Below are 25,793 nucleotides of genomic sequence, written 5' to 3'. Positions count from 1 at the left end.
CATCGATGCGCGCCGAACGTGCAGTAAATTCCCAATTGTCGGGCAGAAACATCTGAATGCTTATCTGCTCCACGTACGCTTATTCTTTTAAAGCGGCGCGAATTCGGCATGAGTTAGAGTTATCTCTCTAAACTAAGTATGTTGTCATCAAAAAAAGTTTGACCGTACATTTTTTGTCCTGCTATTGTTGCCACCCATGAAACGCATGTGACAAACGCGCAAAAAGTTCCAGGCGCTACGAGTTATAGAGATCAAGTTGTCTCCAGCGTTCATGCAAGGCAGAAGCGAACGGCTCAAAGTTATTCTATTAGTAGTTCTACTTAGATCGATTATTCGGCTCACATGATGCACGGCGACGTCTCCCGCAGACGTCGTCCGTGTCGTCGGATAGGAGCCGGCTAGTGTCACGTCCGTTTTGGACTCCGAATCAAAGGCCGCCAGTCACCAGGTGGTTGATGTGAATGCTGTTTGCGGCTGGTGAGCGCACTGCAGTTACAGAAATGGATGATTCACGCCGGAGGAGTAAAGGTGGGTACGAAAGTCGAAGGGCATTTTCCGGCAGCAGCGGCCCGTATGCAGAGGCCGGGGCGCCCGCGTGAGTTTGGGCGCAAGCAGCAAAACCCAGTACGCCGCTTTGGCGGCATCGCAGTTGTTCTGCTTTTGCACATCGTGCTGATTTATGCACTGATCAATGGCCTCGCCACTAAGGTCGTGCAGGTCATTCAGCATCCTATCGAAACGAAAATCATCGAGCCGGTGAAGCCGCCGCCTCCGCCGCCGTTGCCCACGGTGCAGTTGCCGCCGCCGAAATTCGCGCCGCCGCCGCCGCCGTTCGTGCCGCCGCCGGAAGTGCAGGTGCAAACGCCCCCGCAGCCGACCATCACGCATCAGGCCGCTCCGGTCGTGTCGGCGCCTGCCGTGGCGCCGCCCGCACCGCCGGCGCCGCCCGCGCCCACGAAGCCTGTGAGTACCGAAGTCGGTGTGGTGTGTCCGAACTCGGATCAGATCCGTTCGTCGATCCGCTACCCGAAGGAAGCGCAGGAAAACAACGTGACAGGTGATGTTCTCATTGAATTCGTTGTCGACCCGCAAGGCCATATTACGAATGAACGCGTTGCCAAATCCTCGGACGACTCCTCACTGGATCGTGCGGCGTTCAACGCAGTCAAGCAGTTCACGTGCGTTTCCCAAGGCCAACCTGTCCGTGTGCAAGTTCCGTTCTCCTTTAACTTGAACTGAATTCACTGGCTGTTCGGTACCGGTAGCGATTTATCAGTCTTAGTTTAGAAGTTGTACTAATGAACATGGAGCAGGCATGAAGAAGCGTACTCTCGCCGCACTGGCGGCAAGCATGTTGATCGCCGTGACCACGGTGGATTTTGTTGCGCCGCAAATGGCCCATGCGCAGGCTAGCGAAGCCACGGCGTCGGCTGCCGCCGCGCCGGCTACTGCCGCGCCGCAAACCGCGAGCGCAGCCGCGGACGAAGCGGTGCCACCGCCGGCACCGGCTACGTCGGAAACGGTCACCAACCCCTACGGCCTCAGCGCCCTCTGGAACAACGGCGACTTCGTCGCCCGCTTCGTGCTGATTCTGCTGGTGCTCATGTCGATGGGCAGCTGGTACATCATGATCACCAAGTTCGTCGAACAGTTCCGCGCGAACCGCCGCGCGAAGAGCGCCGACGAGCAGTTGTGGACTGCGCCGTCGCTGGTCGAAGGCGCGAAGCTGCTCGACGAAACGTCGCCGTTCCGCTTCATCGCCGAAACGGCTATCGAAGCGGGCGAGCATCACGACGAAGCGCTGCTCGAAGCCGTGGACCGCAACACGTGGATCGACACCTCGGTCGAGCGTGCGATCACCAACGTGTCGAATCGTCTGCAAGACGGTTTGGCTTTCCTCGGTACGGTGGGTTCGACGGCGCCGTTCGTCGGCCTGTTCGGTACGGTGTGGGGGATTTATCACGCGCTGACGGCCATCGGCATTGCCGGCCAGGCGTCGATCGACAAGGTTGCGGGTCCGGTGGGCGAGGCGCTGATCATGACGGCGATCGGCCTCGCGGTGGCGGTGCCCGCTGTGCTCGGCTACAACTTCCTGGTTCGTCGCAACAAGTCGGTGATGGAGCGGGTTCGCGCATTCGGCGCGCAACTGCATACCGTGTTGCTGGCCGGCAGCCGCCGCCCGGCGCGCGCGGTGGCTCGCGAAGCGTCGCTGGTTCAATAAGCGGAGTCCGTCATGGCAATGAGCGTTGGGCAGGACGACAACGACGAGGTCATCTCCAGTATCAACACCACGCCGCTCGTCGACGTGATGCTGGTTCTGCTGATCATCTTTCTGATCACGATTCCGGTTGTGACGCATACGGTGCCGGTGCAATTGCCGAAGGAGACGATCCAGCCGCTGCAGACCACGCCCAAAAGCATCGTCATCGCGGTGAACCGCGACGGCGACTTCTTCTGGAACGAGAAGCAGGTCGATGCGCCGACGCTGTTGGCACGCCTGAAGACCGTGTCGGTCATGACGCCGCAACCGGAAGTGCATGTTCGCGGCGACCAGAGCGCGCGCTATGAGTTCATCGGCCGGGTCATTACCGAGTGCGAGCGCGCCGGTATTGCCAAGGTTTCGTTTATCACTGAGCCGCCCGCGCGCGGCGGCTGATTTTGCGATCGACAGGAGCCGAAAATGGGAATGAACGTATCGTCGGGCGGCGGCAGCGAACCGGATGTGATGGTCGACATCAACACCACGCCGCTGATCGACGTGATGCTGGTGTTGCTAATCATGCTGATCATCACGATCCCGATTCAGACGCACGCCATCAAGATGAATCTGCCGATCGGCAATCCACCGCCGCCGATCACGCAGCCTGAAGTAGTGCAGATCGATATCGACTTCGACGGCACCACGACCTGGAACGGCCAGCCGGTGCCGAACCGCGCGGCGCTCGAATCCAGGCTCGCGCAAGTGGCCGCCGAACCGGTTCAAGCCGAAATCCATCTGCGGCCGAACAAGCTGGTGCCGTACAAGGATGTCGCGGAGGTCATGGCGTCCGCGCAACGACTGGGCGCGACCAAGATCGGCCTGATCGGCAATGAGCAGTACATGCAATAGGGAAGGGCAATGCAAACGATTCATCACCGGTTCAAGCGCGCCGTTATCGCGGCCGCTCTCGTGCTGCCGCTCGCCGCTCATGCCGCCGACACATTGCGGCCGGACGTGGCGAAGCCGCTGAATGCCGCACAGGATCTGTATCGCGCGCACAAGTACAAGGACGCGCTGACGAAGATCGATCAGGCGTCGGCTGTGCCCGGCAAGACGCCGTACGAGAGCACCATGATCGAGCAGATGCGTGGCGCGGCAGCGGCGGCGGCGGGTGAAACCGGCGTAGCTGCTCAGGCCTACGAAACGTTGCTGAGTTCGGGCAAGTTGAGCGGCGCTGACGAGCAACGCACGTCGGCGGCATTGGCCGGCATCTACTTCCAGCAGAAGAGCTATGCGCAGGCGGCGAAGGTTGCGCAGCGTTATCTGAAGTCGGGTGGCAGCGATCCGGACATGCGCACGCTGCTGGTGCAGTCTTACTATCTGTCGAACGATTGCGTGAGCGTGGTGAGCCTGCTCAAGCCGGGCATCGACGCGCAGGTGCGTGGCGGTCACGCACCTGACGAATCGCAACTGCAATTGCTCGGCACGTGTGCGCAACGCGTCAAGGACGATGCCACGTATCGCAGCACGCTCGAGAAGCTGGTTGCCTATCATCCGAAGCAGTCGTACTGGGACGATCTGTTCTCGGCGATCCGCAACAAGCCGGGCTATTCGTCGAAGCTCGATATCGACACGTATCGCTTGCGTCGCGCGACCGGCTCGCTGTCGACCGCCGACGACTACATGGAAATGACCCAGCTGGCGATCGTGTCGGGCACCACCGCGGAAGGCAAGCAGGTCATCGATCAGGGCTTTACGTCGGGCGTTCTGGGACGCGACGCGCAGGCGGATCGCGAGAAACGCCTGCAGGCGCTCGCGGCCAAACGCGCACAAGCGCCCGCCGATCCGGCGAACCCCGTTGCCCCTGTCGATGTGGGTTTCAACCAGGTTTTCGCGGGGCAGGCGAAACAGGGTCTCGCGGCGATGGATGCCGCGATCACCAAGGGCGGACTCGACCATCCGGACCAGGCGCAACTGCATCTTGGTGAGGCGTACTACATCGCGGGCGACAAGGCTCGCGCGCTGCAAACCTTCCGTGCGGTGAAAGGCACCGACGGTTCAGCCGATCTCGCGCGTTTGTGGGTGCTGGTGGCGTCGAAATAAGAGCACTCCGCTTCCTTCGGGTTCTCTCAGGTGAGGCGCGTCCCCTCGCGGCGGACGCGAGGGAGTGCGCTCGTCCCAATGAATGCGGGTCCGTCCTTCATGTGGATATGCGGACGCGGTGGCAGCTATCAAAAAGGATATTGGGAATAGGCAAAGTCTTCTGGACAACAAATTGATGTGGTTGTCCACGTCGAACTATGAGCACGGATATCACGGACGTTTTAGGGAGAATGTTACGCTCGACGAAACATAATTTGCATATATCAAACTATTTTTGACTACGGGATTCTGTCTTGCTATGGTCTTGCCACTCAATAACAAGGCACATGTTGCAATCTCTATAGGAAGCAAAATCCGCGCGCTGCGCCAACGGCTCAGTCGCACGCTGGATGAAGTGGCAACGACCGCAGGCATTTCCAAGCCGTTTTTGTCGCAGGTGGAACGGGGTCATGCAACACCTTCGATCACATCGCTGGTCGGTATTGCGAGAGCCTTGGGTGTCACGGTGCAGTACTTCGTCGACACGCCGACCGAAGACAAGTCGGTGCGTAGAGGAAGCGAGTTGAAGTACTTCGGATTTGACGGAACCGCCAATCTGTTTGGCAGGCTGACGAACCTGTCGGTCGGCGGCAAGCTGGAAGTGATCCTCGTCAGGATGCCGGTGGGACAGAACCCGTCGGAAGTCACAACGCATGCCGGTGAAGAATTCTTGTATGTGATGAGCGGCCAGATCTCGCTCACGCTGGAAGGCACCACGTTCGTATTGCAGGCAGGCGACACCGCGCATTACGAGTCTACCGTGCCGCACTCCTGGTCCAATACCGCGCGTGAAGAGGCGGTGGTCGTGTGGGTCGGGACGCCAAGACTGTTTTAGTGCCGCAGGCTGTGCTTTAGAAGAAGGCACTCGCTCGATATTTTTAAGGATTACTTAGGTGTATACCCGCGATTAAAGAGACCGGACCAGCAGATGGCGGAGCCTGCTCACATGGCAGTAGAAATGGCATCGATTGGAAAGCGCTGCGCATTCCGATTGCAATAAATTAGTAGTCCGACGCTGACTTATTTGAAGTTGCTTTAACGGAACGCGGCGCAAGATCGCCGTATATCGAGTAGAGCGGTTCACGAGACCACTCTTCACATACTGCTGTGGCCTTACTGACGAGCGAGAAGGGGAAAAATGAAACAAAGGGCATTGGCGCTGGCCATTAGAAGAATAGTCTGGGCTGAACTGGCGTTATCGGCCGTGATCGCCGTACCGGCGTTTGCACAAAGCCAGCCGGCCACCACCGGCACCGCGGCAGGCGCGACGACGGCGGAAAGCACCCCGGCAACGGGCACGGCTGCCACACCGTCCGCGGATGGCAACACCGCGACGCCGACGGGAAAAGGGGTCCAGCAACTCAAGAAATTCGAGGTGACCGGGTCGCTGATCCGCACGTCGGACAAGGTCGGCAACACGGAAGTTCAGACCATCACGACCAAGGACATCCAGCAAAGCGGTTATACGACCGTGGCCGACTTCCTGCGCGGCACCTCCGCCAACTCGGGGAGCAGCTGGGGCCAAACTACGATGAATAGCTCCGCGCAAGGCGGCGGCGGTATTGCATTGCGCGGTCTGAGCGAGAAGTACACCCTGGTGCTGGTGGACGGGCAACGGGTGGCGAACTACGGCAAGGCGGTGAACTTCACCGACACGTTCTTCGACGTGAATTCGATCCCGCTCAACATGATCGACCACATCGACATCGTGAAGACCGGTGCGGTCTCGGTGTATGGTTCGGATGCCATTGCGGGCGTGGTCAACATCATCACCAAGAAAGACTTCCAGGGCTTGCAGATCGATGGCCAGCTCGGCAAGGCACAGCATCCGGGCGACGCGCAGGGCAATTTCAGCGTGCTCGGCGGTATCGGCGATCTGAATGGCGACCGCTTCAACGTGACGGCCGCCGCGAGCTATTACCGCGATACCGGCTCGTCGCTTGGCGATCGCGACATGACCGCGGGTCAGGACTTCAGTCAGTTCCCGGGTGGTCTCGCGGGCCCGCTCGGTCCGAACCAGCAATCGTACTGGACCACGGCTGACGGCACTAACACGGCACTCAGCCCCTGTCCTCCGGGCAGCGTGTCGGCGAACGGCGCATCCACGTGTAAATCGAATCCGGCCAGCACCACCTCGCTGGTGCCGGCCATCACGCGCCTGAACGCGAAAGTGCGCGGCACGTTCAAGATCAACGACGACGTGCAGGCTTACGCCGACTTCTGGGTGAGCCGCGACGAAACCGTGCAGAACGAAGGTCCGGCAGTGCTGAGCAGCCAGACCAACGCATTCAACCCGGCCACCGGTTCCGCGTTGCCGCTGTCGCGCACGGTCTCGGGCACCAACCCGTACAACCCTTTCGGCGTACCCACGCTGATCAACTATACGTTCCCGAATACCGTGTCGGCGGATACGGTGTCGACGTTCTGGCGTGCATTGACCGGTGTGAAAGGCTCGTTCACCACCGCCAGATTCGGCGATTGGGATTGGTCCGCGGATTACGGCCATTCGCAGAGCACGGTCGACACGACCTACGGCAATGCGCTGAATGTTGCGGGCCTCGAGAACATTCTGCAGAACGGCGTGTTCAACTTTTCGAATCCGTCGGCCACGCCGAACGGTTTGAACGGCGTCTTCCAGAACGACTATGAGCAGGCGATCTCGAAGCTCGACAGCGTCACGGCGAAGACCTCGACGAGCAACCTGTTCACTCTGCCGGGCGGTCCGGTCGGTGTCGGTTTCGGTACGGAATTCCGTCACGAAAGCAACATCATCAACTCGCGTACGTATAGCGCGCTCGGCATTACGGCGCCGGCCAACGTGCAAACGGTCGACGGTGAGCGCAATGTGGCCGCCGTCTACTATCAGGTGGATATTCCGATCATCCACAACCTGACGTTCACGCAGGCGGGCCGTTACGACCACTACAGCGATTTCGGTGGTGCGTTCTCGCCGAGCTTCGCGTTGCGCTTCCAGCCTGTGCGGGCTATCACGGCTTTCGCATCGTATAGCCGCGGCTTCCGTGCGCCGACGCTGGTCGAAAACTCGCAGGCAACCTATCTGGCTCACCAGAATCTGGTGGACCCGAACGACCCGAGCGGCACGCCGACCAAGCACTTCACGACGGAACAGGTCAACGGCAATCCGGCGCTGCAGCCTGAGCGCACCAAGAACTACAACATCGGCTTCCAGCTTTCGCCGGACTCGTCGACGGATATCGGTGCAGCGTTCTACAAGATCCACATTGACGGCGTGATCGGCACGGACGATCCGAACGCGGTGATGGATGCGAACAACCCGTCGAGCGTGATCCGCAATCCGGACGGCACGGTGGCCTACATCAAGGAACAGTTCGTCAACCTCGGTTCGCTCGACACCGACGGCTTCGACATGAACTTCCGCAAGTCGGTGGGCACGAAGTACGGCACGTTCACGCTGGCAGGCGATTGGGCCTATGTGTGGCACTTCAAGCTGAATAGCCCGGGTGCGCCGACGCAAGACTTCGCCGGCAATAACCTCGCGCTGTTGCAGCCGTTCGGTGCGTCCAATCCGCGCTGGAAGGGTAATACCAGCCTTTCCTGGGATTACCGCAAGCTGACCACCACGCTGACGTGGCAGTACACCGGCCCGTACACCAACGCGGTGGCGTCCGAGTTCGGCGACGGCGGTACGCTGTCGGTGGCGTCGTATAGCCAGTTCAATCTGATGGCCACGTATCGTGGCTTCAAGAACTGGACGATCTATGGCGGCATCAACAACATCTTCGATCGCAAGCCGCCGTTCGACGTTGAGTGGCAGGCCACGCCGGATATCACGGGCTACGACCAGTCGCTTTACACCAACATCGGCCGCTTCTTCCAGGTCGGCGCGTCGTATCGCTTCTGAAGTCCTCGATGTTTGTGATGCACCCGCAGTCTGTCTAGTCGGTCGGCCGCTCCGGCTTCCATCATCGGTACCGGAGCGGCGCAATTTTGTTAGCGATGTACGTTGGAGCGTCCGCGCGCACAATGCTTGTTCAGGGCCATGGCGAGCGAACTCGGCGAGTTAGCCGCAGCGCGGCGTTAGTGGGGAAAGCTACGGGAGCGACGCCGTCAGGCCGTCACTCGCACCGATTCGATTTACCGCGCGCCGGCCAGAAGCCGGCGCGCGTTCTCACGCATTCCGAAGATGAGACTTGTGAAGTTTCGCTGGCCGCGCTGCGTGCGGACTGCAGCGGCAACGCCCGCCGCTGCGGCAAAGCGGCGGCCCGGCAACGTCGCGCGAATCGCGCTGTGCGCAGGGGCGTGTCTCGCATTGAGCGCGATCTGCGCGCAGGCGCGGCCCTCGATTGCTCAGTACGACGAGCCGAAATATCCCGCCGGCTTCACGCACTTTGACTACGCGGACCCCACCGCGCCGAGCGACGGCAAGCTCAGCTTCCAGAACTTCGACGAACTCCAGACTTACGATTCGCTGAATCCGTTTCTGGTACGCGGTGCGCCCGCGCCGGACATTCTGCATCTGATGTTCGATACGCTGATGCAGCGCAGCTGGGACGAACTCGCCTCCGAGTATCCGCTCATCGCCGACGATGTCGAAGTCGCGCCGGACCTCGGTTCGGCCACCTTCCACATCAATCGTGCCGCGCGCTTTTCAAACGGCGATCCGATCACCGCGGCCGACGTCAAATACTCATTCGACACCTTGACGAGCCCGAAGGCCTCGCCGCTTTTCAACGCGCAGTTTTCGGTCATCAAGAGCGCGACCGTGATCGACAAAAACACGATTCGCTTCGACTTCAAGCACGCCGAACGCGACGCACCGCTGATCGCCGGCGATTTGCCGATCTTCTCGCCGAAGTGGGGCATGCGCGCGGACGGCACGCGCCTACCGTTCGACCAGATCGCGAACGAGACTCCGGTCGCGAGCGGTCCGTACCTGATCGAGTCGCGCAAGAACGACAAGCAGATCACCTATCGCCGCAACCCCGATTACTGGGCCGCGAATTTGCCATCGCGGCGCGGCATGTTCCGTTTCGCGAGCATCACCTTCAAACTGTATCGCGACCATTACACGCAACTGGAAGCGTTCAAGGCGGGCGACGCCGACGCGCTTGTCGAATACAGCGCAACGCAATGGGCGCGTAAATACGTCGGCAAGAACTTCGACAACGGCCTATTGAAGAAAGGCGAATTCGCCGACGGCCCCGCGCAAATGCAAGGCATGCTGATGAACCTGCGCAAGCCGATGTTTCAGGACCCGCGCGTGCGCCGCGCGCTGACGATGGCCTTCGACTACGACTGGATGAACCGCATGATGTTCTACGGTCAATACCGGCGCACCAGCAGCTATTTCGCAGCGAGTCCGTTCGGCGCGACCGGCATGCCCGGCCCGAAAGAACTGGCCTTGCTTGAACCGTTGAGAGCGAGCGTGCCGCCGGAAGTATTCGGCCCGATGCTCAAGCAACCCACGACGATCGCCCCGGAGTCCTTGCGCGGCAACTTGCGCGTGGCGCGCGATCTGTTGGCGCAAGCCGGCTGGCACTATCGCGACGGCGCCTTGCGCGATGCCAACGGCACGCCGATGACCATCGAGATCATGGACGATCAGCCCGGCATGGACCGCCTGATCCTGCCGTATATGCAGGCGCTCGGCATGCTCGGCATTCAGGCGCATATGCGCGAGATCGACAGTGCGTTGTACCAGAAGCGGCTGGATAACTTCGAGTACGACATGACCACGTTCATCTATCCGCCGGTGACGATTCCCGGCGCGGAATTGACGCGCCGTTTCGGCAGCGCGGCAGCCTCTGAAATCGGATCGGAAAACTATTCGGGCATCCGCTCCAAAGCGGTCGACTCGCTGATTCACTCGGCACTCTCCGCCGACAATCTCGACGACCTGGAAGCGGCGACCCGCGCGCTGGATCGCGTGCTGATCTACTCGTTCTACCTCGTGCCGGAGTACTACGCACCGGGCGCGCGGATCGGCTACAAGTCGACGCTCGGTCATCCGGACAAAGTGCCGATGTCGTATCAATACGAAGACTGGGTGATCGACTACTGGTACACGAAAGGGTACATGAAAGCGCTGGCCGCCCAGACCGCATCTTCCACCGCGGCTACGGCCGCTACGGCTCACTGAGGCACAGCATGCTTGCCTACATTCTCAGACGCTTGTTGTTGATGGTGCCGACGTTGCTTGGCGTGGTCACGCTGACCTTTGTCGTCACACAGTTCGTGCCGGGTGGGCCGGTCGAACAGGTGATGACGCAACTCCGCCACGGCGCTGGCCGTGGCGGAGAGGCGGGGGCGGGCGGCGGCGGTTATCACGGCAGCCAGGGCGTCGATCCGCAGCAGATCGAGCAGATCAAGAAACAGTTCGGCTTCGACAAGCCGCCGCTCGAACGCTATCTGCTGATGCTCAAGCACTACGCGACGTTCGATCTCGGCCAGTCCTACTATCAGCACGACAGCGTGTGGGACGTCATCAAATCGAAGCTTCCGGTGTCGATCACGCTCGGCTTATGGACAGTGCTGCTCACGTATCTGATATCGGTGCCGTTGGGGATCGCGAAAGCGGTGCGCAACGGCTCGCGTTTCGATACCGTCACGAGCGTGCTGGTGCTCGCCGGCTATGCCATTCCCGGTTTCGTGCTGGGCGTATTGCTGCTGATGTTATTCGGCGGCGGCACGTTCTGGCAGGTGTTTCCGATGCGCGGCCTCACATCGGATAACTTCAACGATCTCAGCGCGTTCGGCAAAGTGCTCGACTATCTATGGCACATCGTGCTGCCGGTCACGGCTTCGGTTGTCGGCAACTTCGCGATCGTCACCATTCTGACCAAGAACACGTTCCTCGAGGAAATCGGCCGGCAGTATGTGCTGACCGCGCGCGCCAAGGGCGCGCCGCAGCGCGACGTATTGTGGAAACACGTGCTGCGCAATGCGGCTATTCCTCTGCTGACGGGTTTGCCAGCCGCCTTTGTCGGCGCGTTTCTGAACGGCAATCTGCTGATCGAAACGCTGTTCTCGCTCGACGGCATGGGCCAACTGTCGTACGACTCCGTGATTCGCCGTGACTATCCGGTCGTACTCGGTTCGCTGTTTCTGTTCACGCTGATTGCCCTCGTAACCAAACTCATTGCTGACGTCTGCTATGTCCTCGTCGACCCCCGCATCCAATTCAACCGCCTGGACCGCTGACGCGCCCGGCGCGGCGCACGCGGCGTCGCCGTCTCCGTGGCGGCGTACGTGGCTGCGTTTCAGGCAGCAGCGTCTGGGCTACTGGAGCCTCGTGATCTTCGTGTCGCTGTTCGCCATCAGCCTGCTCGGCGAGGTGTTGTCCAACGACCGTCCGCTGCTCGTTCGTTACGACGGGCACTACTACTTCCCGATCGTGAAGGACTATCCGGAGACGCTATTCGGCGGCGATTTTCCGGCGCGTGCCAATTACCTCGATCCGTACATCCGCTCGCGGCTCGAATCGAACGGCAACTTCGCGATTTATCCGCCGAATCATTTTCACTACGACACCATCGACTATTTCGCCGCGCATCCGTATCCGGCGCCGCCCACCGCGAGCAACTGGCTCGGCACGGATCAGTTCGGGCGCGACGTGCTGGCGCGGCTGTTGTACGGCTTCCGCCTGTCGGTACTGATGGCGCTGGCGCTCACGGTGTCCGGTGTCGTGGTCGGCGTGCTGACGGGCGCGGTGCAGGGCTTTTACGGAGGACGAACCGATCTGATCGGCCAGCGCCTGATCGAAATCTGGAGTTCGATGCCCGACCTGTATTTGCTGATCATCTTCGCATCGATCTTCGAGCCCACGTTGTGGCTGCTCTTCATTTTGTTGTCGATGTTCGGCTGGCTCGTGCTGTCCGACTACGTGCGCGCCGAATTCCTGCGCAACCGTTCGCTCGATTACGTCAAGGCGGCTCGCACCATGGGCCTCACTAACTGGCAGATCATGTGGCGTCATGTTTTGCCGAATAGTTTGACGCCGGTGATTACCTTCCTGCCGTTCCGCATGAGCGCCGCGATTCTCTCGCTGACCAGCCTGGACTTTCTCGGCCTTGGCGTGCCGCCGCCCACGCCCAGCCTCGGCGAACTGCTGCAGGAAGGCAAGAACAATCTCGACGCGTGGTGGATCTCCATGTCGGCGTTTGCCGCGCTGGTGATCACGTTGCTGTTGCTAACCTTCATGGGCGACGCATTACGCAATGCGCTCGACACGCGTTCGCGCGGCTCCGCTTTTGGCGGAGGTCCGCGATGACCACCACTCAGGCGCCGATGGCCCGGCCGTTGCTGGAAATCGACCGTTTCTCCGTGCGTTTCGGCGACAAGGTCGCCGTGCACGAACTCAGCCTTTCCATTGCACGCGGTGAGCGCGTGGCGCTGGTCGGCGAATCGGGTTCGGGCAAGAGCGTCACCGCGCTGTCCATTCTGCGGCTTGTCGAGCATGCCGAATTGAGCGGCCGCATGCTGCTCGATGGTGAAGACCTGCTGCAGAAAACCGAGCAGCAGATGCGTGGCCTGCGCGGCGCCGACGTCGCGATGGTGTTTCAGGAACCGATGACTGCGCTCAATCCGCTCTTCACGATCGGCAAGCAGATCGCCGAGAGCCTGCGTCTGCACGAAGGTTTGCGGCCGAACGCGGCGCGCGAGCGCGGTATCGAGTTGCTCAGACGCACCGGCATTCCCGAGCCGGAACGGCGGATCGACAGTTTTCCGCACCAATTGTCCGGCGGCCAGCGGCAGCGCGCGATGATCGCCATGGCGCTCGCATGCCGTCCGCGTTTGCTGCTCGCCGACGAACCGACCACAGCGCTCGACGTGACCGTGCGCCAGCAGATCGTCGACCTGTTGATTTCGCTGCAGGAACAGGAAGCGGCCGAACGCGGCATGGCCGTGCTGTTGATCACGCACGACCTGAATCTGGTGAAGCGTTTTGCGCGGCGCGTCGCGGTCATGGAGAAGGGCGTGCTGGTCGAAACCAATACGACCGAGGCGCTATTCGCGAGTCCGCAGCATCCATACACGCGGCGGCTGCTCGACAGCGATCCGCAACGCGCGCTCGAGCCGGTCGAGGAGGGCGCGCGCCGGCTGCTCGAAGTACAAGGATTGGCCGTCGATTACCGCACGTCGGCGAAAGGCTGGCGGTCCATGTTCGGGCGCTCCACGTTTCGCGCGGTGCATGACGTCGATCTGAGCGTGCGGCGCGGTGAAACGCTCGGCATTGTCGGTGAATCGGGTTCGGGGAAATCGACCCTGGCGGCCACCGTGCTCGGCTTGCAACAACCGGCGGCGGGTCATATCCATATCGACGGCCTGCCGCTTTCCACGCTCAAGACGGCGAGTTCACGCCGCGCGCTGTATTCGCGCATGCAAGTCGTGTTTCAGGATCCGTTCGGCTCGCTGTCGCCACGCATGACGGTGGAGCAGATTATCGGCGAGGGTTTGGCCGTGCATCGGCCGGAAGTGGATGCGAAGGCACGGCGCGCGCGCGTCGGCAGCCTGCTCGAAGAGGTCGGCATGCCCGCCGACGCGATGCTGCGCTATCCGCATGAGTTCTCCGGCGGCCAGCGTCAACGTATTGCGATTGCGCGCGCGCTGGCCGTCCAGCCGGAATTGATCGTGCTCGATGAGCCGACCAGCGCGCTCGACGTGTCGATCCAGAAACAGGTGCTGAATCTGCTGACAAATCTGCAGAAAAAGTACAAGCTAAGCTATTTGTTCATTACGCACGATCTGGCGGTGATGCGAGCCATGGCGCATCGCGTGATCGTGATGAAGTCCGGACGCATCGTCGAAGCCGGCGACACACTCGCTGTGTTGCATGCGCCGACGCATCCTTATACCCAGTCGCTGCTGGCCTCGTCGCTCAATGTGCCGGAGTCGGGCGCCGGCACGACTCATACGGGACACGCCAATGATTGACGAACGTTGGGCACAGGCTGCCCAAACGCTGAAGAGCCGCGCGGCGTTCTGGTCGCTGCGCATTGTCGACGAACAGATCGACGACCACGAGATCCGCAACGACATTGCACAACCGCTGCGCACGGTGCGCGATCGCGGCGCGATGTTGATCGCGTGGGTGGGCGCCGGCGCGGGTTATGCCGCGACCGCGAATCTGTCGGCGGCCGGTTTGCAGGCGGCGCTCGATATGGCCACCGCACGCGCTGAGGCGAGCGCGGCCTTGTCGCTGATCGACCATCGCGAAGTCGCCCGTCCGGTCGCGAGCGGCCGCTACGTGTCGCCGAATGCGCAACGCGCGTTACCGAGCCGCGCCGAATGGCTCGAGCTTCTCAGCGCGGAATGCGCGGGCGCGAACCTCGACGCGAAGATTGTCGAACGTGTCGCGGCGGTGCAGATCACGCACACCGATCAGCTCTACATTACCGGTGATGGCGTGCGGATCGACCAGTGGTTCCGTTTCGTGATGCCGCAATTGAGCGTCGCCGCGCACGCAAACGGCGATACGCAAGTGCGCACGCTGGGCGGCAACTACGGCACGCTCGGCCAGGGCGGCATGGAAGTGCTGGCGCGCTTCGGCTTCGAAGGCTCGGGCGCGCGCGTCGCTAACGAAGCGCTGCAACTGCTGGCCGCGCCGAATTGCCCATCCGGCAAGCGCGATCTGTTGCTGATGCCCGACCAGATGATGCTGCAGATTCACGAATCGATCGGTCATCCGCTCGAACTGGATCGCATTCTCGGCGACGAACGCAACTTTGCGGGCTGGAGCTTCGTCAAGCAGGACATGTTCGGTTCGTATTGCTACGGCTCGGAATTGCTGAACGTCACCTTCGATCCGTCGCTGCGCGAAGAAGCGGCAGCCTACGCGTTCGACGACGACGGCACCGAAGCGCACAAGCAATATCTGATTCGCAACGGCGTGCTAGAACGTCCGCTCGGCGGCGCATTGTCACAGCAGCGTGCGCGCATGCCGGGTGTGGCGAATTCGCGCGCGTCGAACTGGAACCGGCCGCCGATCGACCGCATGGCGAATCTGAATATCGAGCCCGGCGAGAGTTCGCTGGAGGAGATGATCGGCAATATCGACCAAGGCATTCTGATGCGCACCAACACGTCCTGGTCGATCGACGACCATCGCAACAAATTCCAGTTCGGCTGCGAGTTCGGCCAGTTGATCGAAAACGGCAAGCTCACGCAGGTCGTCAAACAGCCGAATTACCGCGGTATCTCCGCGAATTTCTGGCGCAGCCTGAGCGCGGTGGGCAACGCGGCCACGCGCGAAGTGTATGGCACGTCCATGTGCGGCAAGGGCGAACCGGCGCAGATCATTCGCGTCGGCCATGCGTCGCCGGCTTGCGTGTTCAGCAACATCGACGTGTTCGGAGGCGCATGATGAGCCAGTTCATCTCTTCGCGCGCGGCTACCTCGGTGGATTGGGAGCGGCATTTCACTTTGCTCGCGGATGCGATCGAGCGCTTGCAGCAAGGCAGCGAAACCACGCTCAGTTCATTTGCCGGCGAGCAGTCCGACTTCATTCGTTTCAATTCCGGCAAGGTGCGGCAGACGGGCAGCGTGTCGCAAGGCAAGCTGACCTTGCGTCTGATCGACGGCGCACGTCAGGCCTATTCCACGCTGACTGTATGCGGCGATTTGCAGCAGGATCTCGATGAAGTGAGCGCCGCGCTCGCCACCTTGCGCGAAGGTCTGCGCGATGCGGCGGACGATCCGCATCTACTGTTCGATACGTCGAAATGGCAGCGCACCACGCAGCGCTCCGGCAAGCTGCCGAACCCCGATGGGCTCGCGCAGATCGTCGCGGAATGCGCGCAAGGACTCGACTTCGTGGGCTTCTATGCGGGCGGCACGATCGTGCGCGGCTTCGCATCGACGAGCGGCAGCCGCGGCTGGTATGAAGTGGACAACTTCAATTTCAGCTGGTCCTTGTACGACCCGAGCGGCCGTGCGATCAAAACCACCTACGCCGGCGACGACTGGAGCGATGCCGTGTTCGCCGGCAAAGTCAAGCAGGCCGCGACACGTCTTGCGGTGCTCGCGCGCACGCCGCGCACATTGGCGCCGGGGCGTTACCGTTCCTATCTCGCGCCCGCCGCGCTCGCGGAACTGCTCGGCGTCACCGCCTGGAGCGGCTTTTCCGCACGCGCTCAAGCGAGTTCGCGCAGCGAGCTGTACAAGTTACATGTGGGAGAAGTCGTAGTCGACCCGCGCGTGACGATCAGCGAAGATCTGAGTCTCGGCATCACGCCAGGCTTTAACGACGACGGCTATCTGCGTGACAGCGTGCCGTTGATCGAGGCCGGCCGCAGTGCCGAACGCCTGACCAACGCGCGCAGCGCACGCGAATACGGTTTGACGCCGAACGGCGCGCTGGCCAGCGAGTCACCGGCCGCGCTTTCGATGCAAGCGGGCGACCTGCCGGAAGACGAGGTGCTCGCAAAAATCGGCACTGGGCTCTACATCGGCAACCTCTGGTACGTGAACTTCTCGGACCGCATGAATTGCCGCCTTACCGGCATGACGCGCTTCGCGAGCTTCTGGGTCGAGAACGGAGAAATCGTCGCACCGCTCGAAGCCATGCGTTTCGACGACAGCCTGTACCGTTTGCTCGGCAGCGAACTCGAACAACTCGGCGCGCATGCTGAACTGTTATTGAGCGATTCGACGTGGGGCGAGCGCGCCACGGGCGGCATGCAATTGCCGGGCATTCTGGTGAGGTCATTCGAATTGACGTTATGAGCCTATGGATCAACACGAAAAAACAAAATCAAAACCTGAGAGCTTGCCTGAGGGCCTGACGCTGCGCGCGTTGCGCGTGGCCGACGCGGAACAATTTCACGCGATGCTGCAATTGCCCGTGGCGATGAACGGCAATCCGCAGATGCCGTTTCGGACCGTTGCCAGCACACGCGAGCACCTGGAAAGATTCGAGGCCCCTGGCATCGCGATCGCGGCGACGCTCGGCGACACGCTGGTCGGTCAGGCCAGCCTCAGCCCTTTCAAGGGACGCCGCGCGCATGCCGCCTCGCTCGGCATTGGCGTGCACGACGCATGGCAGCGGCGCGGCATCGGTCGTGCCTTGATGACCGAACTGCTCGATCTCGCCGACAACTGGCTCGGCCTGCGCCGCGTCGAGTTGCATGTCTACACCGATAACCACGCGGCACTCGCGCTCTACCGCAAGTTCGGCTTCGAAATCGAAGCGCATCAGCGCGGTGTCGTCTTGCGTCGCGGCGTGCTGATCGACTGTTACTTCATGGCGCGGCTCAGCGAGCCGGCGCCGTGGATATCGCCGCCTTCGGCCGCCCATCTCGCCGCGGAATAAGACCATGAAAGAAACAAGGTTGCCGGACGAAGCTGCACATTACAAATGTATTATGGTGCGCGCGCTCGAATCGTGGGACATGGATGCGTTCGCCGAGATCATGAGCTTGCCCGGTGTGCGGAGCGGCACGCTGTCGGTCGGCTATCGCAGTCCTGAGCAACTCGCGGCCTGGTACGAACGGCGCCTCAAAGGCGGCGTGAACGTGTGCGCGCTTATCGACGGACGTGTGGTCGGCCATGCCGGTCTCGAGGTCCATCTGTCGAGCCGCGCGCACAGCGCACACTTAGGGCTCGTCGTGCACGACGCGTATCATCGCCGCGGTGTCGGCGCCGCGCTTTTGCAAGGCTTGATCGATTGCGCGGACGCGTCGCTCGGTTTGCGCCGCATCGACCTCACGGTGTTTTCCGACAACGCGCCGGCCATCGCGCTGTATCGCAAGTTCGGCTTTGTCGAAGAAGGCCGTTCGCGCGGTTTCGCCATGCGTGACGGTGTGCTGGCCGACGTGCTGCATATGGCCCGCCTCGTCGACGCACCGCGCCTCCAGACAATCTGAACGGATTCATTGAGTGCCATTTTTCTTCATCGACCGCCCGGTCTTCGCATGGATCGTCGCGCTCGCCATTGTCGTGGCGGGCGCGCTGGCTATTCCGCAACTGCCGGTGGCGCAGTACCCGCGCCTCGCGCCGCCGCGCATCGTGATATCTGCCATGTATCCGGGGGCGTCGACTGAGGTCGTGGACGAGAGCGTCGGCAGCATCATCGAAGAGAGTCTCGATGGCGCCGACAATATGCTGTACTACCAAACGACCAGCGACAACCTGGGCGAACTCGAAATCGACGCGACCTTCGCGCCCGGCACCAATCCGGACCTCGCGCTGGTCGACATCCAAAACCGGCTCAAGCAGGTCGAGCCGCGTTTGCCGCAGCAGGTCGTCCAGCAGGGCATCAGCGTGTTCAAGGCGGCCAACACGTTCCTGATGCTCGTCGCGCTCACGTCCACCGACGGCACGCGCGACTCCGTGCAATTGAGCGACTATCTGAGCCGCTACGTACTGCGCGAGTTGAAGCGCGCGCCGGGTGTGGGCTCGGCTCAACTCTGGGACGCCGACGAAGCGCTGCGCATCTGGCTCGATCCCATGAAGCTGCGCGAATACGGCCTCGGCGCCGCCGAGGTGAACGCCGCCATCGCAGCACAGAACGCGACCGTGACGGCGGGCACGCTCGGCGACGCGCCGTTCGTGCCAGGCCAGCAATTGACAGCCTCGGTGAGCGTGAAGGGCCAGTTGATCTCGCCGGCCGAATTCGGCCAGATCGTGCTGAAGGCGCGGCCGGACGGCTCGGCTGTGCGCCTGCGCGACGTCGCGCGCGTCGAACTCGGGCGGGACAACTACTCGTACTATTCGCGCCTGAACGGCAAGGCTGCGGCGACGGTCGGGATTCAACTCGGGCCGCGCGGCAACGCGCTCGAAACGTCGAACGCGATTCGCGCGCGGCTCGCCGAGTTGGCGAAAGGATTGCCCTCGGGCGTCGCCATCGAAATCCCGTTCGACAACGCGCACTTCGTGAAGATCGCCATTCACGAGGTGCTCGTCACGCTCGCGGAAGCGGTGGTGCTGGTGTTCTTCGTGATGTGGCTGTTCCTGCGCGATCTGCGGTATACGCTGGTGCCCACCGTGGTGATTCCGGTCACGCTGATGGGCGCGTTTCTCGCCATGTATGCGTGCGGTCTGTCGATCAACGTGTTCACGATGTTCGGCCTCGTGCTTGCCATCGGCATTCTCGTCGACGACGCGATCGTGGTGGTGGAAAGCGTGCATCGCGTCATGGAAGACGAGGGCTTGCCGCCACGCGAGGCCACGCGCAAGGCGATGTCGCAAATCGGCGGCGCGATTGTCGGCGTGACGGCGGTGCTGACCGCGGTGTTCGTGCCGATGGCGTTTTTTCCCGGCGGCGTCGGCGGGATTTACCGGCAATTCGCGGTGGCGATGATCGCGTCGATGCTGGTGTCGTCGTTCATGGCCTTGTCGTTGACGCCCGCGTTGTGCGCGAATCTGCTGAAGGCGCACACGCAATCGGTGCGTCAACGCGATGCGCGCCGCGGCATTCTGGGTTTCGCGGCGCGTGCGGCGAGCCGCTTCACATCCGGCTTCGATCGCGCCGCGCGTGGTTATCGCGGCTTGACCGCGCGCACGTTGCGCCGCATTGGCCCGATGCTGGCCGTCTATGCGGTGCTGGTCGGCGCGTGCGGCGTGCTTTACTGGCAGATGCCCGGCGGTTTCCTGCCAAGCGAGGACGAAGGCCAGTTGCAGGTCATGGTGCAATTGCCCGCGGGCGCCACCCAGGCACGCACGCTGGCCGTGGTGCAACGCGCGGAGAAGATTCTCCATGCCGAGCCCGCCATCGCGAACGTCACGAGTGTGATCGGCTGGAGCTTTTCGGGCAGCGGTCAGAACGTGGCGATGGGATTCGTCGAACTCAAGGACTGGGGCAAGCGCGATATCGATGCACTGGCGCTGCGCGACCGGCTCAACGCAAAGTTCGACAAGATTCTGGACGGTAACGTCGAGGCGCAATTACCGCCTTCGGTGCCGGGGCTCGGACATTCCGACGGTTTCGTGTTCCGCCTCGAAGATCGCGGCGGAGTGGGGCTCGACGCGCTGAAGGCCGCGCGCGAGCAACTGTTCGCGCAAGCCAAGGCGAGTCCGGTGCTGGCCTCGGTGCATTCGGAAGATCTGCCGGACGCGCCGCGTGTCGAGCTTATCGTCGATCGCGCGAAGGCGTACGCGCTCGGTGTGTCGTTCGACCGCATCGCGGACGTACTGGGCAGCACCTTCGGCTCGACCTATATCGACGATTTCCCGGCCGGCGGCCGCATGCGCCGCGTGATGATCGCCGCCGACGCCGCCGCGCGCATGACAGAAGACGATCTGCTCGCGCTCTCCGTGCCCAACTCGACGGGCGGCATGGTGCCGCTCTCGGCCATCGCAACGCGTCAGTGGACGATCGGCCCGGTGATGCTGACGCGCTACAACGGCTATCCGTCGCTCGATGTGAGCGGCCACGCGGCGCCCGGCTACAGCTCCGGCGCGGCCATGGCGGAGCTTGAGCGGCTGGCGGCATCGTTGCCGGTCGGCGTGAGCTATGACTGGGTCGATGCGGCACGTGAGGAAACCGCGGCCGCGAAACTCACGCCGTTGTTGATCGGCCTCTCGTTGCTGGCGGTGTTCATGGCGCTGGCCGCGCTCTACGAAAGCTGGACCATTCCGCTTGCCGTGCTGATGGTCGTGCCGCTCGGCGTGATCGGCGCGGTTGCGGCGGTGCTGTTGCGTGGCATGCCTAACGATGTGTACTTCAAGGTCGGCATGATCACGGTGATCGGCCTCGCGGCGAAGAACGCGATTCTGATCGTGCAGTTCGCCCGCGATCTATACCAGCGCGGCATGCCGTTGACGCGTGCGGTGACCGAAGCCGCGGGCGCGCGCTTCCGGCCGATCGTGATGACCTCGGCGGCGTTTCTGCTGGGCGTCGTGCCGCTCGTGGTGTCGAGCGGCGCGGGTGCCGAAAGCCGCCGCTCGATCGGCACGGGCGTGTTCGGCGGCGTGCTGGCTGCCACGCTGTTCGGGCTGGTGTTCGCGCCGGTCGCGTTCCATGCGGTCGCATCGCTCACGCACGGAAGGCGGCGGTTGGCGGAACTGCATCGCAAGCGCGCGGAGCGGCGGACACGTGGGGCCGCGACCGCGATCGAACGCGAATCGTTCGACGAGTCGCCGACGGCCTGAGTGTGCAGATAGCTGTGCCGTGACCGGCGGCGTGCTGCGCTGCCCGGCACGGTCAGGCGCTCAGCAATGCGCACGGCAGGTCTTCAATCGTCCGACGTTTATCTCTATTGTGCACCGCACGCACGAATTGTTCATACGTATAAAACCGCCAATGTTTCAATATAGAAACATTTTTAGACGTTCGAAAAATGCGTTTAAAAATAACTAATGAAGACCGATTCGTTAAATGCACACCTATTGCATAGGGTGGCCAATAAATTCCCAATTTGCGAATAAACCGGCTATTGAATGGTCATTATCTGCGAGGTTTGCGATTCAAGTTTGAAACACTTTTGGATGCTGCTTTGCCATACGCAGGTCATAAACGGGAGGTGATCCGGCACACCAAGGCGGCTCCCATCAATGCCTGAAAAGCCGCTCTGGTAGCCATTCGGCGGCGAGATTCCGGAGTCGTCTATGTAGGCGTGACCGTGGCGCGCCGCTGTCCCATTGTTCTCATATCAAACGCAAGATAACGGTTTTCTTCATACATTCTGTTTCTCGCTAGTAATTTGTTTTTCAAATTTACTATAGCGATCCATTCCGTTACCATCACGCTTAATCCGTTAAGCGGCTTGCCGTGATTTGCGCCGGCAATAATCATTCCGCCCATACCGGCCGCTAACGGCGATCGGGGTCCACAATGTACGACAGCTTGGGGAAATATCATGCCGCACATGCACCTTGATACTGCGAGGATCACCTGGTTACATACGCCCACGCTGAACGTGCGCAGTGCAACGCGGCGAATTGGCGTGTTGCTGTTCGACGGCTTCTGGCTGCTCGGCCCAGGCACGGTGGTGGAAATGTTCCAGACCGCGAACGAACTCTCGGGTTCGCGTGCCGGTGAAGAGCAGCCTTACGAAGTGCAATTCCTTTCCATGGACGGCGGCAGCGTCGCCAGTTCTTCTTCCGCGCGCATCTGGACTGACCGTATCGACGCGCGCTTTGCCAGCGGTTTCGACGTGCTGTTCATCGCGGGCGGCTATGGCGCGCATGTGGCCGCGCGCGACGAGCGGGTGCTCGGCTGGCTGCGCTCGGTGCAATCGCGCACGCGTGCGATCGAAACGATCGGTGAAGGGCGGCTCGTGCTGGAAGCGGCCGGCCCGACGGATAGCGACGGACCGCAGGTGAACCGCTATCTCAGCAGCGTCACAGGCGAGTCCGCGCTCAATGCGTCGAACGACCGTAACGACTGCGCCCGCAGCGCGCTCATGTTTATCAAACGCGATCTCGGTGCCGAGCTTGCCCGCAGTGTCGCCGACCGTGTGATGCCCGGCATGGCCGCGACCTGGGTGCCGCTGCCGGCAGAAGGCGGCACGCTCAGCGTGGCCGAGAAGATCCGCGCTGCGGCGCGCTGGATGGAGGCCAATTGCGACCGTCCGGTTTCGGTGGCGGACGCCGCGCAGGTCGCGGCGATGAGCGAGCGCAATTTCCTGCGGCGTTTCAAGCATGAAATGCAGGTCACGCCGTCGGACTATCTGTTGCAGGTTCGCCTGCGCATTGCCTGCAACTTCCTCACCGAGACCGAACTGCCGGTCGACAAGATCGCCCGGCGCAGCGGTACGGGCAACGGCGATCGTCTCGCCAAGATTTTCCGCAAGCGCATGGCGCTGTCTCCAACCGAATATCGCGCGCGCAGCCGCGTGGCGAGCGAGGCATAACAATCATGCGGGCGCCCGAGCCGGCGGCGGGGCGCCTTACGACACGTGGACGCGTCAACCGTCGTGGTGGTCGCGTTTTCGCCGGTCAGGTTTCTTACGAGCGCAGCAGCAATGGGCAACAAGGTGATCGCGACGGCATTGCCGGAGGTGAAACTCATCGAGCCCGAGGTGTTTTGCGACGAGTTCGGCTTCTGCTTCGAGAGCTTTAGCGCGGACGAGTTTATCGACGACGTCTCGCAAGCTTTCCAATTGGTGCAGGACCGGCATTCGCGCGCGGTGCGTGGCGTGTTGCGCGGCTTGCACTATCAGGTGCAACGCCCTCAGGGCCGGCTCATGCGAGTCGTGGTGGGGGAAGTGTTCGCCGTCGCCGTCGACGTGCGGCTCAATTCGCCGAACTTCGGCAAGTGGTGCGGGGCGTATCTGAGCGCGGCCAATTACCGGCAGATCTGGGCGCCGCCGGGCTTCGCGCACGGTTTCGTGGTGCTGTCCAACTTCGCCGAGTGTCTGTGGAAAACCACCGAATACTGGTTTCCCGAACTGGAGCGCTGTATTCTGTGGCGCGATCCGGACATCGGCATCGAGTGGCCGATCGATTTCGAACCGACCCTTGGCGCGAAGGATGCCGCGGGCCGGCGTCTTTACGAAGCGGAGAACATCGCCTGAGCGAGGCGCACGGTCTTGCGCGCCGAGGTGCGCAAGACCGTGCCGCGGATTTTCAGCGCGCCACCATCACGGCGCCGACGCTTGCGGTCACCACCAGCAGCGTGCCCATGATTTGCAAGATCCCCATCGGCTGATGCAGTACGACGAAGCCGGCCAATGCGCCGATCGCCGGTTCGACGCTCATCAGGATTCCGAATGAGGCGGCCGGCATGTGCCGCAACGCTACCATTTCCAGCGCGTACGGCAGCAGCGGGACCAGCAGCGCGAGGCCCGCCGTCGCCGCGACCTGGCCCGCCGCGAGATGCAGACCGCTTTGCGCCAATCCGAATGGCGTGGCCACGAGCGCCGCCGCGATTAGCGAGACCGACAGTCCCTCGAGTCCCGCGAACAGGGTGCCGGTCTTCTTCATCAACACGATATAGGTGCCCCATCCGAGCGCCGCGCCGCAGGCGAGCAGCACGCCGAGCGGTTCACCGATCCAGCCGGCCCGATCGCGCGAGAGCAGGATCACGCCGGCGGTCGCCAGCACGGGCCAGAGCAATGCGCGGGCGCGACGCACTGCGAAGGTCGCCACGGCGAGCGGTCCGAGAAAGTCGATGGCGACGGCGAGTCCCAACGGAATGCGCTGAAGCGCCGCGAAAAAGCACAGTGTCATGCCCGCCATCGCGGCGCCGAGCACACCCGCTGCAGTCCAGTGAGCGCGCGAGTAGCTCAGAAGGCGCGGACGCACCAGCAAGGCGAGCACCAATGCAGCCCAGCACAGGCGCAGCCAGGTGGTGCTGAGTGAACCGTACGTGGCCATCGTCGGCGCGGACAGTGCGGCGCCGAACTGCACGCTCGACATCGACAGCACGCACAGCAACGCCGCCCCGGCCGTGCCGCAGGCGGGTTTCACGCTGGTTTGCGCCGGATTTAGCGCGGGTTGGAGAGTGGTGTCCTGCATGGTCGTCTGGTGAGTGGGCGTTCGATCGGAATTCGTCATCGCTATCTTATCGGTGCTGACGGTATTAAGATAAGTTGATATTTCTTATGCCAACTTCAAGAACCTTTATGACCCGAGATCTCGACAGCAGCCTGCTGCGCGCCTTTGTCACCGTGGCGGAGACGGGCGCGGTGGGCGTGGCGGCGACGCGCCTCGCGCGCACCCAGGCGGCGGTGAGCATGCAATTGCGCCGGCTCGAAGAGGAACTCGGGCAGCGTTTGCTCGACCGCTCGCCGCGCGGCGTGCAGCTCACCGAAGCGGGACATCTGCTACTGCCCTATGCCCACACGATACTCGGCGCGGGCGCCGATGCGCGCCGCGCGTTGAGCGCGGGGCAGGTGTCCGGCACCGTGCGGCTCGGCATGCTGGAGGACATTGCGGTCGGCCGGTTGCCGCGGGCGTTGCGGCGCTTTTCGATCGCTTATCCGCAAGTGGCGCTGGAGATCGTCGTCGACGGCAGTGCGGCGTTGTCGAACCGGCTCGCGGATGGCAGCCTCGACGTAGTGGTCGGCGACCCCGCGCTGGTCGACGCCGCACCGCATCTCACGTGGAAGCAGCCGCTCTTCTGGGTCGGCGCGCGCGGCTTCAGCCGCGACGCGCAGGCGGCGTTGCCGGTGGTGGCTTTCGGCGACGCGTGCCTGTGGCAGCAGCAGGTGTTGACGGCGTTGCGCCGCGCGGGGATTGCGTGGCGCATCGTGTGCACCAGCACCAGTCTGCCGGCCGTGCAATCCGCGGTTGAGGCGGGGCTCGGCGTGTCGGTGCTGCTCGACGGCAACATCCGTTCGGAGTCGATGCGCGTGCTCGGCCAGGCCGAGGGTTTGCCCGATGCGCCCACCGCGGACTTCGGTCTCTTCATGCGCGAGGTTTCAGGCGCGCAGGCGGCCGCCGTGCAAACCTTGCAAACGTTCCTCTGCGAGGAACTGCACCTCGGTCTGCGCGAAGGCGAGCCGCAGCTTGCGCCGGCCTTGGCCTAGTGCGCCGGCAGTCGCTCCCATGTGAGTTTTTACGACATTTTTTCTTGAGACGCGTCCAC

Annotated in this window: 20 protein-coding genes; 19 read left to right on the top strand and 1 reads right to left on the bottom strand. The window is 62.3% G+C overall.

Going from position 1 to position 25,793, the window contains the following annotated elements:
- Positions 1-573: 573 nt before the first annotated feature.
- The 18 genes from ACFSNN_RS41245 to rfbC all read left to right on the top strand — a co-directional run bounded on the left by ACFSNN_RS41245 (position 574) and on the right by rfbC (position 23,778).
- Positions 574-1,239, top strand: coding sequence for an energy transducer TonB (locus ACFSNN_RS41245; protein WP_208949520.1), 666 nt, complete (start codon positions 574-576; stop codon positions 1,237-1,239).
- Between the two features lie 76 nt (positions 1,240-1,315).
- A complete protein-coding gene (locus ACFSNN_RS41240) occupies positions 1,316-2,221 on the top strand; it encodes a MotA/TolQ/ExbB proton channel family protein (RefSeq protein ID WP_134456557.1) in 906 nt (301 codons plus the stop codon).
- Between the two features lie 12 nt (positions 2,222-2,233).
- Positions 2,234-2,656: an ExbD/TolR family protein gene (locus ACFSNN_RS41235; protein ID WP_012432473.1), complete on the top strand. Its 423-nt coding sequence runs from the start codon at positions 2,234-2,236 to the stop codon at positions 2,654-2,656.
- 24 nt (positions 2,657-2,680) lie between these two features.
- The gene (locus ACFSNN_RS41230) at positions 2,681-3,109 is read left to right on the top strand and encodes an ExbD/TolR family protein (RefSeq protein WP_134456555.1); all 429 of its coding nucleotides are present in this window, start codon (positions 2,681-2,683) and stop codon (positions 3,107-3,109) included.
- A gap of 9 nt (positions 3,110-3,118) precedes the next feature.
- Positions 3,119-4,303, top strand: a complete 1,185-nt coding sequence (locus tag ACFSNN_RS41225; protein WP_134456553.1) for a tetratricopeptide repeat protein — start codon at positions 3,119-3,121, stop codon at positions 4,301-4,303.
- Between the two features lie 298 nt (positions 4,304-4,601).
- Positions 4,602-5,177 (top strand): helix-turn-helix domain-containing protein, encoded by a 576-nt coding sequence (locus ACFSNN_RS41220; protein ID WP_012432476.1) that lies wholly within the window; start codon positions 4,602-4,604, stop codon positions 5,175-5,177.
- Between the two features lie 303 nt (positions 5,178-5,480).
- Complete coding sequence (locus ACFSNN_RS41215; protein ID WP_134456551.1) at positions 5,481-8,225, top strand: TonB-dependent receptor plug domain-containing protein; 2,745 nt, start codon at positions 5,481-5,483, stop codon at positions 8,223-8,225.
- A gap of 282 nt (positions 8,226-8,507) precedes the next feature.
- Positions 8,508-10,463: an extracellular solute-binding protein gene (locus ACFSNN_RS41210; RefSeq protein ID WP_244322755.1), complete on the top strand. Its 1,956-nt coding sequence runs from the start codon at positions 8,508-8,510 to the stop codon at positions 10,461-10,463.
- 8 nt (positions 10,464-10,471) lie between these two features.
- Complete coding sequence (locus tag ACFSNN_RS41205) at positions 10,472-11,524, top strand: microcin C ABC transporter permease YejB (protein ID WP_134456549.1); 1,053 nt, start codon at positions 10,472-10,474, stop codon at positions 11,522-11,524.
- Positions 11,478-12,593, top strand: coding sequence for an ABC transporter permease (locus ACFSNN_RS41200; protein ID WP_134456547.1), 1,116 nt, complete (start codon positions 11,478-11,480; stop codon positions 12,591-12,593). The genes ACFSNN_RS41205 and ACFSNN_RS41200 overlap by 47 nt, the downstream gene beginning before the upstream one ends.
- 17 nt (positions 12,594-12,610) lie before the next feature.
- A complete protein-coding gene (locus ACFSNN_RS41195) occupies positions 12,611-14,257 on the top strand; it encodes an ABC transporter ATP-binding protein (RefSeq protein ID WP_208949519.1) in 1,647 nt (548 codons plus the stop codon).
- Positions 14,250-15,686, top strand: a complete 1,437-nt coding sequence (locus ACFSNN_RS41190; protein ID WP_134456543.1) for a TldD/PmbA family protein — start codon at positions 14,250-14,252, stop codon at positions 15,684-15,686. Before ACFSNN_RS41195 ends, ACFSNN_RS41190 begins: the two co-directional genes overlap by 8 nt.
- The gene (locus ACFSNN_RS41185) at positions 15,686-17,047 is read left to right on the top strand and encodes a TldD/PmbA family protein (RefSeq protein ID WP_134456542.1); all 1,362 of its coding nucleotides are present in this window, start codon (positions 15,686-15,688) and stop codon (positions 17,045-17,047) included. Before ACFSNN_RS41190 ends, ACFSNN_RS41185 begins: the two co-directional genes overlap by 1 nt.
- Positions 17,048-17,051: 4 nt before the next feature.
- Positions 17,052-17,633, top strand: coding sequence for a GNAT family N-acetyltransferase (locus tag ACFSNN_RS41180; protein ID WP_134456540.1), 582 nt, complete (start codon positions 17,052-17,054; stop codon positions 17,631-17,633).
- A gap of 4 nt (positions 17,634-17,637) precedes the next feature.
- Complete coding sequence (locus ACFSNN_RS41175) at positions 17,638-18,186, top strand: GNAT family N-acetyltransferase (RefSeq protein WP_134456538.1); 549 nt, start codon at positions 17,638-17,640, stop codon at positions 18,184-18,186.
- A 13-nt stretch (positions 18,187-18,199) separates the two neighbouring features.
- Entirely contained in the window at positions 18,200-21,412 is a 3,213-nt protein-coding gene (locus ACFSNN_RS41170) for a multidrug efflux RND transporter permease subunit (protein WP_134456537.1), read from the top strand.
- Between the two features lie 707 nt (positions 21,413-22,119).
- A complete protein-coding gene (locus ACFSNN_RS41165; RefSeq protein WP_106312152.1) occupies positions 22,120-23,115 on the top strand; it encodes a GlxA family transcriptional regulator in 996 nt (331 codons plus the stop codon).
- A gap of 111 nt (positions 23,116-23,226) precedes the next feature.
- Positions 23,227-23,778, top strand: a complete 552-nt coding sequence (gene rfbC / locus ACFSNN_RS41160) for a dTDP-4-dehydrorhamnose 3,5-epimerase (protein ID WP_012432489.1) — start codon at positions 23,227-23,229, stop codon at positions 23,776-23,778.
- A 52-nt stretch (positions 23,779-23,830) separates the two neighbouring features.
- On the opposite strand, the gene ACFSNN_RS41155 is transcribed toward rfbC, so the two are convergent.
- Positions 23,831-24,721: an EamA family transporter gene (locus ACFSNN_RS41155; RefSeq protein WP_134458920.1), complete on the bottom strand. Its 891-nt coding sequence runs from the start codon at positions 24,719-24,721 to the stop codon at positions 23,831-23,833.
- 107 nt (positions 24,722-24,828) lie between these two features.
- On the opposite strand from ACFSNN_RS41155, the gene ACFSNN_RS41150 reads away from it, so the two are divergent.
- Entirely contained in the window at positions 24,829-25,734 is a 906-nt protein-coding gene (locus ACFSNN_RS41150; protein ID WP_134456536.1) for a LysR substrate-binding domain-containing protein, read from the top strand.
- The last annotated feature ends 59 nt before the right edge of the window (positions 25,735-25,793 follow it).

Origin of the sequence: Paraburkholderia dipogonis (assembly GCF_042680985.1) — a bacterium.
GTDB lineage: Bacteria > Pseudomonadota > Gammaproteobacteria > Burkholderiales > Burkholderiaceae > Paraburkholderia > Paraburkholderia phytofirmans.
Note: the sequence above shows the minus strand (reverse complement) of the source record. Positions and strands in the feature narration are given on the sequence as shown.